The following is a 12931-nucleotide window of genomic DNA, read 5'->3' as shown; positions in this document are numbered from 1 at the left end:
AAATTCATCGAGGAGGAGCGTAGTCGATGGGACTACCCTGGTACCGAGTACATACAGTCGTTCTGAACGATCCAGGGCGACTGATTTCTGTACACTTGATGCACACAGCCTTAGTGGCAGGCTGGGCTGGTTCAATGGCACTGTATGAGCTAGCTATTTTTGACCCCAGCGATCCTGTTCTTAACCCGATGTGGCGTCAAGGAATGTTCGTGCTACCCTTCATGGCACGTTTAGGTGTCACCCAATCTTGGGGTGGTTGGAACGTTACTGGCGGCCCTTCAACTGACCCAGGTTTTTGGTCATTTGAAGGCGTTGCTGCCGCTCATATTGTTCTTTCTGGTTTGTTATTTTTAGCAGCTGTCTGGCACTGGGTTTACTGGGATTTGGAACTCTTTAGAGATCCTCGTACTGGCGAACCTGCTCTAGACTTGCCAAAAATGTTTGGCATTCATCTGTTTTTATCTGGTTTACTTTGTTTTGGCTTCGGTGCTTTCCACTTAACCGGACTATTTGGCCCGGGAACGTGGGTTTCTGACGCTTTTGGAGTCACTGGCAGCGTCCAGCCGGTAGCGCCAGAATGGGGACCAGATGGATTTAACCCATATAACCCAGGCGGTATTGTCGCTCACCACATTGCCGCTGGTGTTGTAGGCATTATTGCTGGTTTATTCCACTTGACAGTCAGACCCCCCGAACGGCTCTACAAAGCTCTGCGGATGGGGAACATTGAAACTGTACTGTCTAGCAGTATTGCGGCGGTATTTTTTGCTGCTTTCGTTGTTGCTGGTACTATGTGGTACGGTAACGCAGCGACCCCGATTGAACTGTTTGGTCCCACTCGTTATCAATGGGATCAAAACTACTTCCGTCAGGAAATTAACCGCCGCGTCCAAGCTGACGTAGCTGATGGTGCATCGCTTTCAGAGGCTTGGTCGCAAATTCCCGAAAAACTTGCCTTCTACGATTATGTCGGCAATAGCCCCGCCAAAGGCGGTCTATTCCGTACAGGACCAATGGTTAAAGGTGATGGCATAGCCAAGTCTTGGCAAGGTCACGCAGTATTCAAAGATTCTGAAGGACGGGAATTGACCGTGCGTCGTCTGCCCAACTTCTTTGAAACCTTCCCAGTGATCTTGACCGATGAAGATGGAATTATCCGTGCTGACATTCCATTCCGTCGGGCAGAATCTAGATATAGCTTTGAGCAATCTGGTGTCACCGTTAGTTTCTATGGTGGCGACCTAAATGGCAAGACCTTTACAGAGCCAGCTGATGTGAAGAAGTATGCCCGTAAAGCTCAAGGCGGCGAAATCTTTGAATTTGACCGGGAAACCTTGAACTCTGACGGTGTATTCCGCACCAGCCCCAGAGGTTGGTTTACCTTTGGACACGCCGTATTTGCTCTGTTATTCTTCTTTGGTCATCTCTGGCATGGCGCTCGTACAATCTACCGAGACGTATTTGCTGGTGTTGATGCGGATCTAGAAGAGCAAGTTGAGTGGGGTCTGTTCCAAAAAGTGGGTGATAAATCAACCCGCCGCAAGGAAGCACTCTAATACTAGGGACTGGGGACTGGGGACTGGGGACTGGGGACTGGGAAAAGGGTAAAGGGGAAGGAGAAAAGGAATCAAACAAAGTTTTTCCCCTTTTCCCTTTAACCTTTCTGCTTTTCCCAATCCCCAATACCTAATCCCTAATCCCCAATCCCCAATCCCCAATCCCCAGTCCTTAACAATTCGTGCTATCTTGAGCTTGCCGCTAAAATCTGTTGCAATAGTAACAAAAGAGATTTGGCACTCAGAAAGTTACGATTTTTCAGCAAAGCCATCTGGTAAAATTTGTAAGGTTTCTAGAAGCTCTAAGCAATGGGATCGACTTGCATACGGATAGCAATTGACGCAATGGGAGGGGATCGCGCACCCGGTGAAATCGTTGCTGGCGCATTGCGAGCAATGGAAGAACTGGGTGTGAAAGTCTTGTTGGTGGGCGATCCCCAACAAATTGCAGCTGCCTTGCCGCCAAAAACCAATTTGGCCCAGGTAGAGATCGTTCCTGCCGAGGAAGCGATCGCAATGGATGAGGAGCCTTTAAACGCTGTGAGGCGCAAACGAAAGGCTTCCATCAATGTGGCAATGGATTTGGTCAAGAATCAGCAGGCAGATGCTGTATTTTCTGCCGGACACTCTGGAGCAGCTATGGCAGCAGCTTTGCTCCGCTTAGGACGATTGCCAGGAATTGACCGCCCAGCTATTGGAACAGTTTTTCCCACAATTATAGCTGGCAAACCAGTACTGATACTCGATGTCGGCGCAAATGTAGACTGTCGCCCTAAATTTTTAGAACAGTTTGCTGTCATGGGGTCGATTTACAGTCAATATGTTTTGGGTACAAACGAACCCAAAGTAGGTTTGTTGAATATCGGTGAAGAAGATACCAAAGGTAATGAGGTAGCTTTGCGCGCTCACCAACTGCTGCGGGAAAACTCTCAAATTACTTTTACTGGGAATGCCGAAGGACGCGATGTGCTTTCCGGTAACTTTGATGTGATCGTGTGCGATGGTTTTGTCGGCAATGTGTTATTAAAATTTGCCGAAGCCGTCGGAGAAGTAATTCTGCAAATCTTGCGCGAAGAATTACCACAAGGATTGCACGGTCAAATCGGTGCGGCACTTTTAAAACCCAACCTGAAACGCATCAAGCAAAGAATGGATCACGCCGAACATGGCGGGGCTTTGCTTTTAGGCGTAGCTGGTATTTGTTTTATCGGTCACGGTAGCTCGCAAGCACCTTCGATTTTTAATGCTATTCGTATGGCAAAGGAAGCTGTAGACAATCAAGTGCTGCATCGACTCCAGTCTCAATATGAAATGCTACAGCAAGACAATGGTTAGCAATCAGTACTAGAAAGTCAATAGTCAATTAGTCACAGTTAATAGTTAACCTGTCGTGCATTTAACTTGCACTGTTTAGGGTTGTCAGGATACTCTACCTACAAATTAGTTTTTTAGAAAATGCCAATTAATTTTTAGCTAATGACTCATGACTAATGACAAGTGTACAAGCGCGATCGCGTCTCTACTAATGATTAATAACTAAAAGCTGATAGCTTCGGAGGGTAGGAGTGGAAAAGTTAGGCATAGCGATTACAGGAAGTGGCTCGGCGGTGCCAGAAACTGCCGTTGACAACCAAGCACTCACTCAACTGGTTGAAACATCAGATGAGTGGATTGCTACAAGAACGGGAATTCGTCAACGACGTTTGGCAATGGCAACTGAATCCTTAAGTACACTTGCTGCCGCTGCCAGCAGTCAAGCGATCGCCGCTGCCGGAATTCAAGCAACCGATCTAGATTTGATTTTGCTGGCGACATCCACCCCTGAGGACTTGTTTGGTACAGCTTGTAGAATACAAGCCCAACTAGGAGCTACTAAAGCAGTAGCTTTTGACCTAACAGCCGCCTGCTCTGGCTTTGTCTTTGGGCTAGTCACAGCCGCTCAATATATCAGAACAGGAGTTTACCAAAATGTACTGTTGATCGGAGCCGACATGCTTTCTCGTTGGGTTGATTGGACAGACCGACGTACTTGTGTGTTATTCGGTGATGGAGCTGGGGCAGTTGTATTGCAGGCAAACGATCGCGATCGCTTACTTGGATTTGCACTCAAAAGTGATGGAACTCAAAACCATTACCTCAACCTTGCCTATGCAGCCTCTCCCCAAAATTTGATTCCAGATGTCAATGTCGCTCAAGGCAATTACCAGCCGATTACTATGAACGGTAAAGAAGTCTACCGCTTTGCCGCTCAAAAAGTCCCAGAAATCATCGACAAAGTTTTGTTTCAAGCGAACCTCAGTGTTGACCAAATAGATTGGCTACTATTGCATCAAGCTAATCAGCGAATTTTAGATGCCGTTGCCGAACGCCTAAATATTCCAGAACATAAAGTTATTAGTAATCTCGCTAATTACGGCAATACCTCCGCCGCCTCTATCCCCTTAGCCTTAGATGAAGCTGTACGCCAAGGCAAAATTCAACCCAATCACATCATTGCCACATCTGGCTTTGGTGCTGGTCTGACTTGGGGTGCAGCAATTTTTCAATGGGGAAGATAGAACTTGTTAGTTGTCAGTTGTCAGTTGTTAGTTGTTTTTTCTACTGACCACTGACTGCTGACCACTGATCGCTGACCACTGACCACTGACTACCGACCGCTGACCAATGACTAAAACTGCATGGGTGTTTCCCGGACAAGGTTCCCAAGCGCTGGGAATGGGAATTGATTTGTTAAATATACCTGCCGCCAAAGACAAATTTGCTGAAGCTGAGGCAATTTTGGGCTGGTCTGTAACAGAAATTTGTCAAAGCGAAGAAAAGTTATCACAAACGCTCTACACTCAGCCAAGTCTTTATGTTGTTGAAAGTATTCTCGCTGACTTGGTTCGACAAGGTGGCCACCAGCCAGATTTAGTTGCTGGTCATAGTTTGGGAGAATATACTGCCCTTTACATTGCAGGTGTATTTGAGTGGTCAGCTGGTTTACATCTAGTTAAGCGTCGTGCCGAACTCATGGATAGTATCTCCGGTGGGATGATGGCAGCTTTGATGAACTTTGACCGCAAGCAGTTGGAAGAAGTCATTGCCCAAACGCCTGATGTCGTGCTGGCAAATGACAATAGTTCTGCTCAAGTGGTAATTTCAGGCACGACCGAGGCCGTACAAGCGGTGATGTCTCAAGTCAAAGCCAAGCGTGCTATTCCTCTAAAAGTTTCTGGAGCATTTCACTCACATTTAATAGCAGCTGCGGCTGCGGAATTTCAAGATATTTTAGAATCTGTGGAATTTCAACCAGCCGTTGTGTCGGTGTTGTCTAATGTCGAACCAATTCCATCTAGTGATGCTGAGATTTTGAAGCAGCGCCTGAGCAAACAAATGACTGGTTCGGTACGGTGGCGAGAGATTTCTCTGCAATTACCAGCCAATGGCATTGAGCAAGTTTTAGAAATTGGCCCTGGCAATGTGCTAACCGGTTTGATTAAACGCAGTAGTCCTGATTTAATTTTAAAGAACGTCCGTAATGCGGCCGAATTGCCCGCTTAATTCGGTTAATAATAAAGCGATCGCAGCTAAGAACTTGCTAGATGAAAAACTGTAAAGATACAAAAGTTAGTAATGGTAATAGATAGCGATCGCCACGTCCCAAGGATGAGTTGATACGCTATTTTAATCCCTCTTTAGTTAGTTAGGTTCTTAACAAACCTCTAAAATGCTATTAAAGAATTAAATTTTTATACAGATGCTATTTTTGCTAACTGGTATATGTATAAAATAACTAATTCTAGAAATTATAGTAATGGCTAGAATTAACATGACGCATAAAATAGCAAAACAGAATATAGAAGCCGCAGAAAAACACGCTCAAGAATTGCTTAAAAGTGGCAAAGAAGTACGAGAGTTGGGTCAAAGTATGCAAACATATCACCCAACTGAGCAAGAAGAAGGAAGACGTATCGAAGAATTTGGCAACGAAATGCTAGAGCACGCGCAAAAATGTGAAAATTTGTCACAAAAACTAATAGAAGAAGAATCAACAGAAGTTTATACACAAGCAGTAGAAGAGCATATTAAGGCTACTCAAGCCCATATTCAGGCAATTAAAGAACTTCAAGGTAAATAACCGTAAGATTAAGCCGGATATAAAATTGATTTGCTTTTATTAGAAGTAATTTGTAAGTCTTGAAATTTTGTAATCTCTGTCAGCATGAGATAAAGTACAGAGACTAGTGTTGATATTTTTTAGGCGATTGCAATCCCCTGCCGTTTCTCAAGCTTTTTGGTGTTTGCTTTGGGCGTTGCGATCGCTGTATGCTGAATCTGATCTAAATTTAATGTGAATTAATTTCTGTGGTTAAAAGTCGGGAACCTTTTGTTAGTCTGGCACTTTACCACGCCTTTAAATGGTCGATTGTCAGCCCCATGCTTCATGCTTACTTTCGGGGCAAAATTTATGGTGAGGAAAATGTCCCCCAATTAGGGCCAGTAGTGGTAGTCAGCAATCATGCTAGTTATTTTGACCCCCCGATTGTTTCCAATTGTGTACGCCGTCCAGTGGCGTACATGGCCAAAGAAGAGTTGTTCGAGATTCCGGTTTTGGTGCAAGCGATTAAATTGTATGGTGCTTATCCTGTTAGTCGGGGAACTGCCGATCGCGCTACCATCCGTGCGGCTCTAGAGTATCTTAAAGATGGCTGGGCTGTGGGTGTTTTTTTGCAAGGTACTCGCACCCCAGATGGCAAAATCACAGACCCCAAAAGAGGCGCAGCACTGCTGGCCGCCAAGGCAAATGCACCACTATTGCCAGTAAGTTTGTGGGGTAGCGAAAAGATTTTGGAAAAAGGCTCAAAAGTACCGCGTGCAGTTCCTCTGACGATCAGAATTGGCCAGTTAATAGATGCTCCCAACTCCACCAATAAAGAAGAATTGGAAGCAGTGACGCAAAAATGTACCACAGCGATTAATGAAATGCACAATCTAGGGCGCTAGTTGAGAACCTCTGGATATATACTTGCGGGAGGTAGCGATCGCCACTTTCTTTATATACTTTGAAATAATCTTATTACGAAGATTCACAATCCAAAATCTAGAATTAATATGAGCGGCTTTGAAGCCAAAAATATTTGGGAACGATTGAATAATTTGGCGCTAGTCCGCTTTTTGCTATTGTTTGCCTCTGGTTGGGCAGTTGTACAGCTTTTAGCATACTTTGAAGCTGTCATTGTGATTTTTACATTCGCTGCAATTTTGGCTTTTTTACTCAGCTATCCTGTATATTGGCTGCGGCGTTTTTTACCTCACACAGTAGCTGTCATTGTAGTTTTTTTACTCAGCATTGCGATCATTGGCAGTTTAATAATCACTTTGGGTTTGACAGTTTTATCCCAAGGGCAACAATTAATAGACAGTATATCTATTTTTTTAAATTCTTTAGCGCCTCTAATACAAAGAATTGAAGAATTTTTAGGTAATCGCAATTTGCAAATAGATTTGAGTGTAATTGAAGACCAAATCCGGAATCAAGCTATATCTAGTTTGGTAACTAGTTTGGCTTTTTTGCAACAATTCTTGACGAATTTTGTCACTTTTATCTTAATTGCTGTTATTGCCTTTTTTATGTTGCTAGATGGGGAAAAACTTTGGAATTTTATTTTAAAAGTAGTACCAGAACACCGTCGTAGTCGATTTACAAATGTTATTAGACGTAGTTTTTTAGGATTTTTTCGCGGTCAATTGTTATTAACTTTGTTTTTGACAACTACGACATTGATTGTTTTTTTATTATTAAATGTACCTTTTGCTTTAATATTATCTTTGATAGTCGGTATCTTGGACATTATTCCTGGCATAGGAGCAACATTAGGAGTTAGCACAATTACACTAGTAGTATTATCTCAAAATGTTTGGCTAGCATTAAAAGTATTGGTAGCTTGCATTGTACTTCAGCAAATACAAGACAACTTGATTTCACCCCGAATCATGCAAGGTGCGCTCAATCTCAATCCTGTAGTGGTATTTTTTGCTTTATTAGTAGGTGCTAAAGTTGCTGGTTTACTAGGTATTTTTATCTCGATTCCGATTACTGGAGTAATTGTTTCTTTGTTTGAAATTGATGAAATGAAAGCGGAGGTTTAGTCATTAGCAACTAAATTAGAAACTAACGTCAAATAAACCGTAAATGCATAAACAATTGAGGAATTATGTCGTCGGATTTAAGAGCTGAATTAAAAGAAAATCTCGATGAGGCAGAATGGGACTGGTTGATTCCCCATGTCCAAAGAGATGCGGTAATTGTGGTAGCGCTGGCGCTAGACTTGCTAGATGTTGGAGAAGCGATCGCTAACGATCGCACTTCATCAGTACAACAGTGGATCGACCAACAACTAATTGCCAAGCCGACCACAGTACAAATGGGAGAATGGAATAGCGATCGCACAAAACGATTTCATACCCTCATCATCCAGCCTTACGTTCTTGTTCAAGAAATAAACTGACAGGCAATGAGAGTTAACGCTCAACAGACTGTCTGCTTTTATCATCCGCACCAGTGTAACCAGTTGCGACCCAAACTAAGGCTCTAACACCATCGCGGATGGATTTTCTTAGCGGTTCAGAGGGTTGCTTGGAAGGAACTGATACTGGTTTGAACTCAATACCCCGACTCCCTAAAACTATCTCGCCGATGACACAAGCACGGCGCATATGGAAGTCAGAAGTAATTAAATAAACGCTCTTAATACCACGCGCTTGTAAATTATCTACCAAGGTGGTAAAATTAGTAACAGTATCTACCGCTTCATAATCCAAGTGCAAACGTTTGGGATCGATGCCAGCCTTGGCAAACACTTTTTGAGTGTATGTAGGTGGACTACCACCAGAAATCCATATTGGTAAATTTGGATGCTGACGTGCAAAACTTGCCGTAAACTTTTCTCGTTCTAGACGTTTTGTGGAACCACCCAACACCACTACTGCTTGCGGTTGTGTTTGTTCGTTTTGCGATTCTTTATATCCCAACCACATTAATAGTGGCAGCGCCAGAACCATAAACCGAACTGATTTACCTGTGAACAATAGATTATTCTTCAAAGCTCTATTACTTCATTTGGTGATACAAAATTTCTCTAAAAAATATAAACAACTCAATAGCTAGCAGATTGATAAAAATCTACTTATAGATACATGGTTGTTAGTGTTTTAATACACTTGTACTCGCGTATTAGTTCTTTCGGCCAATTGATGCACTATCCTACACTGGAACAGACAATTCATCAAAGACTTGCGGCCACTTTCTTTACTCGATTGTGTTAAAACGACGGGACTGGCCAGATTCGAACCGGCGACCTAGCGCTTAGGAGGCGCTCGCTCTATCCAGCTGAGCTACAGCCCCAACTACGAAGCATATACAATCATAGCAATAGTTTTAGCTAGACTGCCAAGAATTGTCCCAAGAACCGCCGCCTATTTCTAAACCACAAAGGGAACTTTGTGTTTTCAGGATTATTTGAGATTGTCCATAATTTATTTTTCGCAACTCCAAATTTAGCTTGCCTTGCATGGTATCTCGACAACAGAATTTCAAACCGTTTGCTGTCGGCGCACGCAGGGGTGTACCAGGTAGATGCGTGGTTCCTGTTAATTCAACCTCGTAGTTTAGGTTTCGTGCTTGCATTTGCCATCTACCCCAAGGTTGAATATTCCACTCTACTTTTGAGTTCCAAGGAACGAATTCATAAAACTTGCCTTGATAGTGCAAACCAATCATCGCTACAGATTCCATCCACCACAACACGCCGCGCCTTCCGCCACCAGCGGTTAATGCCAAATCTGGTTCGTTATCAAAACTATTGCAATTTAGCCAAAACCATTTTTGGGGGAAAGCACCGCCCCAATTTTTCTCTCCATAAGCTGGTGCATTGGTGAATTCATAGATTTTGCCATTCCAATCAATCCAACCGCTAGCGAAACCGTGTGCCATCAAAATTTGCCATCCGGGTTCAAAAATTTGTGAAAACGAAAGCCAGCCAGCTGTTGATTGCTGAATGCTATTTTGATTCCCCCAGCCATACACTGGCTGAATTTCATACTGCCAACGACAATAATTATTAGTGGCGCGATCGCGAATTATTCCTTGATTTAAAGTAGCAGTAGCTTGATAGCCTTCTAAAACGTAGCGATCGAATTCTGCTGGTAAAAGGTAAATTGCTTGAGCGTTTAAGTCAGTTTGACCCCAATGACCTAAACCTAAAATATCTCGACTACTCCAAAATTTTGTCACATCAGGAAATGTCCGCCAAAGATATTCATCATTTGGGCCGAGAATTTGGGCTGCACCACCGCTATAAGGTTTACCGCCGATGGGATCTTCGATGGAGTACATGAAAGCAAAAGTCTGTCCGCATTCTGGCAAAGTTACGCGGTAATACCAGCCTTCAAAGAAGCGACGGCTACTACCATCCCAGTGGTAGCCGCTATGAGGTGTTTGAGTTCGCTGCAAAGGATTTACGGGAATAATTAACATAGATTTACATAGTTATATATTCCCAGTATGAGCGATGTCTTACGACAAACCGCCAGAACATTCACACCTCGATCTCAATCGTGCTTACGAAATTCTCGGACTGACACCTGGAGCATCGCCAGCACAAGTAAAACAAGCTTACCGCAAGCTGGTTAAAATTTGGCATCCCGATCGCTTTGCCGATCGAGGGCAAAAACAACAAGCAGAGGAGAAAATCAAAACAATCAATGCAGCTTACAATAAACTTCGGTCTGAAAGCTTACCCGAAAATCCAACCGTTGTAAATTCATCTGCGCCTTCCCCAAAAAAACCGACAAAAATATCTGTCAATCGCTGGGATGCACAAACTTACTATAATTCTGGCGTAGAGAATGCCACCAAAGGATTTTATCAAGAAGCGATCGCAGACTTTACCCAAGCAATTCGCCTGAACCCTTACTACATCGAAGCATACAAATACAGGGGTCTTGTTTGCTCCCAACTAGGATATGAATATCGAGCCACTTCAGATTTAAATAAAGCCGCACAAATAGAACTTGATTTGACGACTCACAAAACTGCTTCTGTGCCAAAATCAAGACGAGCGCAGCGAATAGAAATTGTCTCAAAGCCCAAGCTTCTTGTTCTCGTTAAAAGGTTGTGTCAGAAAATCAGAAGATTATTGAAAGTCTACAAATGACCGATGACTGTCAACATTAACTTTATTGCCAGTGAATAACTTATTTGTTTCCTAACAAAATTACATCTGAAACCAAGCAGTTAAAGCCACTGCCAAAGCATCCGCAGCATCGTCTGGCTTAGGAATATATCCTATATTTAACTCCCGCGCTACCGCTTCTTGCACCTCAGACTTATCTGCATTACCATATCCGGTTAAGGCTTGTTTAATTTGGGCAGGAGTAAATTCCACATATGGAAGGTGATGTTGTGCTAATGTTAGCATAACAACACCCCGAGCTTGTGCCACAAGGATAGTACTTGACATACGATAAAAGAATAACTTTTCAATTGCTACCAAATCTGGTTGCAATTCCTGTATCAGGGTGTGCAAATCGTCGAACAAAGTACATAGCCTCTCTCCCATTTCTGCATCTGCCGACGTACTGATTACCCCAAAATCCTGCATATTTACTATTGAGTCTTGTGCCTTATTTGGGCTTTGTTGGCAGGTAATTAACCCAAATCCTAAAATTGCCAGTCCCGGATCTAAGCCTAAAATTCGTTTTTCCATTCAATTTACTTTTACCAAGCCAGAGTACTGTTTTAGTGCAAGCACTAGCAACTTTGACAACTTGCCCTTAATCTAGTGGCATCGAAATATTTCATAATTAACCACTTGGTGTTAAAACCAGGTAGTGTACATTTTCTATTAATCATTGTTTGTACCACTGCTCCCAACTAGGTATGTCAATCGGTTTTCTCAGACAAGCCCTCAACACCCTGCAAAAGCAGTCACGCAGTCGCACTTCCCATCGGGTCAACCAGTGGTTCAAGTGGTTATCCCCTGGATTATCGATCAAACGTTGGTTGCTAATCAGCGTTGGAGGTGTACTACTAGCAAGTTTGGGGTTAGCTATTTGGATTAAGCTGACTCCAATTTTTTGGTTGATTGAGTTGCTTAGGGGTTTTTTGGGAGTCATTACCGATATTTTACCCAACTATATCAGCGGCCCTTTAGTCTTGCTTGGCGGCTTGCTGTTGTTGCTTTGGGGGCAAACTCGCACCGTAGGTTCAATTACTAAGGTACTCAGACCAGAAGGACAAGGAGGACAAGAAGAACTGATTGATGTCCTTTTAGCGCATCGTCGGTTGTACCGAGGGCCAAAAATAGTTGTGATTGGTGGTGGCACGGGTCTTTCTAACTTGCTGAGAGGATTGAAAACCTATAGCGCTAATATTACAGCTATTGTCACCGTAGCCGACGATGGTGGGTCTTCTGGGCGGTTACGTCAGGAATTTGGAGTGCTACCACCAGGGGATATTCGCAATTGTTTGGCAGCCCTAGCAGATGAAGAAAAGTTATTAACAGAATTATTTCAATATCGCTTTCGTGCAGGTGATGGGTTAACAGGTCACAGTTTTGGCAATTTGTTTTTAACTGCGATGAGTGATATTACCGGAGATTTAGAACGGGCAGTTGCAGCTAGTTCTAGAGTGCTAGCGGTGCGCGGACAAGTTTTACCAGCGACTCTTAGCGATGTTCGCCTCTGGGCAGAATTAGCCGATGGTCGTCGCATTGAGGGAGAGTCTAACATTCCCAAAGCAGATGGGAAAATTGTCAAAATTGGCTGTATACCTTCTAATCCTCCAGCTTTGCCAGCAGCGATTAAGGCACTTAAAGAAGCTGATTACATTATTATTGGGCCGGGTAGTCTTTATACCAGCTTGATTCCTAATTTACTAGTACCAGAAATTGCCGATGCGATCGCTGCCACAAAAGTCCCACGCATCTATGTCTGCAATATCATGACCCAACCAGGAGAAACTCAAGGATATAGTGTTGCCGACCATATTAGTGCAATTGATAATGCTTGTGGACACAGACGGCTGTTTGATGCTGTATTAGTACACAAAAAATCGCCCTCTGCCCAAACACTCCTGCGCTACGCTCAACAAAATTCTCATCCCGTCTTCCTAGACCGCGAAGCCGTGTCTTTGCTGGGACGGCGGATTGTCCCAGCTAATATTTTGTACGAAGATGAAATCGGTTTTGTACGTCACAATCCCCAAAAACTAGCACGAGTTCTCTTGCGTTGGTATAGTGGAGCTCATCATGGGAGATGAAAAAGCAGGGGGAGCAGGGGAAGCAGGGGAAGTAGGGGGAGATGAGGGAGTAGGGGGAGAAAGTATCTGTCTC

13 protein-coding genes and 1 tRNA gene are annotated in these 12931 nt (G+C 43.5%); 10 read left to right on the top strand and 4 right to left on the bottom strand.

Features of this window, described 5'->3' with window-relative positions:
• Positions 1-26 precede the first annotated feature (26 nt).
• From psbB to I8752_RS14410, 8 genes are all read left to right on the top strand, one after another.
• On the top strand, positions 27-1556 hold the full coding sequence (psbB, locus tag I8752_RS14445; RefSeq protein ID WP_214433012.1) for a photosystem II chlorophyll-binding protein CP47: 1530 nt from the start codon (positions 27-29) through the stop codon (positions 1554-1556).
• Positions 1557-1865: 309 nt separating this feature from the next.
• Positions 1866-2891, top strand: coding sequence for a phosphate acyltransferase PlsX (plsX, locus tag I8752_RS14440; RefSeq protein ID WP_214433011.1), 1026 nt, complete (start codon positions 1866-1868; stop codon positions 2889-2891).
• Positions 2892-3121: 230 nt separating this feature from the next.
• The gene (locus tag I8752_RS14435) at positions 3122-4114 is read left to right on the top strand and encodes a beta-ketoacyl-ACP synthase 3 (protein ID WP_214433010.1); all 993 of its coding nucleotides are present in this window, start codon (positions 3122-3124) and stop codon (positions 4112-4114) included.
• Positions 4115-4220: 106 nt separating this feature from the next.
• The gene (fabD, locus tag I8752_RS14430; protein WP_214433009.1) at positions 4221-5099 is read left to right on the top strand and encodes an ACP S-malonyltransferase; all 879 of its coding nucleotides are present in this window, start codon (positions 4221-4223) and stop codon (positions 5097-5099) included.
• A 253-nt stretch (positions 5100-5352) separates the two neighbouring features.
• Complete coding sequence (locus I8752_RS14425) at positions 5353-5676, top strand: hypothetical protein (protein ID WP_214433008.1); 324 nt, start codon at positions 5353-5355, stop codon at positions 5674-5676.
• A 227-nt stretch (positions 5677-5903) separates the two neighbouring features.
• Complete coding sequence (locus I8752_RS14420) at positions 5904-6542, top strand: lysophospholipid acyltransferase family protein (protein ID WP_214433007.1); 639 nt, start codon at positions 5904-5906, stop codon at positions 6540-6542.
• 108 nt (positions 6543-6650) lie between these two features.
• A complete protein-coding gene (locus tag I8752_RS14415) occupies positions 6651-7688 on the top strand; it encodes an AI-2E family transporter (RefSeq protein ID WP_214433006.1) in 1038 nt (345 codons plus the stop codon).
• Between the two features lie 65 nt (positions 7689-7753).
• A complete protein-coding gene (locus I8752_RS14410; RefSeq protein ID WP_214433005.1) occupies positions 7754-8047 on the top strand; it encodes a DUF2288 domain-containing protein in 294 nt (97 codons plus the stop codon).
• Between the two features lie 13 nt (positions 8048-8060).
• Here the strand turns inward: I8752_RS14410 and I8752_RS14405 are convergent, their stop codons facing one another.
• The 3 genes from I8752_RS14405 to I8752_RS14395 form a co-directional block, all read right to left on the bottom strand.
• Positions 8061-8600: a YdcF family protein gene (locus tag I8752_RS14405; protein ID WP_214433025.1), complete on the bottom strand. Its 540-nt coding sequence runs from the start codon at positions 8598-8600 to the stop codon at positions 8061-8063.
• Between the two features lie 269 nt (positions 8601-8869).
• Positions 8870-8943, bottom strand: a tRNA-Arg gene (locus tag I8752_RS14400).
• A gap of 33 nt (positions 8944-8976) precedes the next feature.
• A complete protein-coding gene (locus I8752_RS14395) occupies positions 8977-10074 on the bottom strand; it encodes a tocopherol cyclase family protein (protein ID WP_214433004.1) in 1098 nt (365 codons plus the stop codon).
• 34 nt (positions 10075-10108) lie between these two features.
• Here I8752_RS14395 and I8752_RS14390 point away from each other — a divergent pair, with 34 nt between their 5' ends.
• Positions 10109-10753, top strand: coding sequence for a J domain-containing protein (locus I8752_RS14390; RefSeq protein ID WP_214433003.1), 645 nt, complete (start codon positions 10109-10111; stop codon positions 10751-10753).
• A gap of 60 nt (positions 10754-10813) precedes the next feature.
• Here I8752_RS14390 and ruvC read toward each other — a convergent pair whose 3' ends face one another.
• A complete protein-coding gene (gene ruvC, locus I8752_RS14385; RefSeq protein ID WP_214433002.1) occupies positions 10814-11305 on the bottom strand; it encodes a crossover junction endodeoxyribonuclease RuvC in 492 nt (163 codons plus the stop codon).
• A gap of 173 nt (positions 11306-11478) precedes the next feature.
• Here ruvC and I8752_RS14380 point away from each other — a divergent pair, with 173 nt between their 5' ends.
• Positions 11479-12858 (top strand): gluconeogenesis factor YvcK family protein, encoded by a 1380-nt coding sequence (locus tag I8752_RS14380; RefSeq protein WP_214433001.1) that lies wholly within the window; start codon positions 11479-11481, stop codon positions 12856-12858.
• Positions 12859-12931: the final 73 nt, after the last annotated feature.

This window comes from Dendronalium phyllosphericum CENA369 (genome assembly GCF_016056275.1).
GTDB classification, from domain to species: domain Bacteria; phylum Cyanobacteriota; class Cyanobacteriia; order Cyanobacteriales; family Nostocaceae; genus Dendronalium; species Dendronalium phyllosphericum.
This window is presented reverse-complemented; position numbering and strand designations above follow the sequence as displayed.

Excerpts from the sequence above, each read along its gene's own strand:
- fabD (WP_214433009.1), top strand. The coding sequence starts at position 4,221 with ATGACTAAAACTGCATGGGTGTTTCCCGGACAAGGTTCCCAAGCGCTG.
- ruvC (WP_214433002.1), bottom strand. The coding sequence starts at position 11,305 with ATGGAAAAACGAATTTTAGGCTTAGATCCGGGACTGGCAATTTTAGGA.
- psbB (WP_214433012.1), top strand. The coding sequence starts at position 27 with ATGGGACTACCCTGGTACCGAGTACATACAGTCGTTCTGAACGATCCA.
- I8752_RS14405 (WP_214433025.1), bottom strand. The coding sequence starts at position 8,600 with ATGGTTCTGGCGCTGCCACTATTAATGTGGTTGGGATATAAAGAATCG.
- plsX (WP_214433011.1), top strand. The coding sequence starts at position 1,866 with ATGGGATCGACTTGCATACGGATAGCAATTGACGCAATGGGAGGGGAT.
- I8752_RS14395 (WP_214433004.1), bottom strand. The coding sequence starts at position 10,074 with ATGTTAATTATTCCCGTAAATCCTTTGCAGCGAACTCAAACACCTCAT.
- I8752_RS14415 (WP_214433006.1), top strand. The coding sequence starts at position 6,651 with ATGAGCGGCTTTGAAGCCAAAAATATTTGGGAACGATTGAATAATTTG.
- I8752_RS14380 (WP_214433001.1), top strand. The coding sequence starts at position 11,479 with ATGTCAATCGGTTTTCTCAGACAAGCCCTCAACACCCTGCAAAAGCAG.
- I8752_RS14390 (WP_214433003.1), top strand. The coding sequence starts at position 10,109 with ATGTCTTACGACAAACCGCCAGAACATTCACACCTCGATCTCAATCGT.
- I8752_RS14410 (WP_214433005.1), top strand. The coding sequence starts at position 7,754 with ATGTCGTCGGATTTAAGAGCTGAATTAAAAGAAAATCTCGATGAGGCA.
- I8752_RS14425 (WP_214433008.1), top strand. The coding sequence starts at position 5,353 with ATGGCTAGAATTAACATGACGCATAAAATAGCAAAACAGAATATAGAA.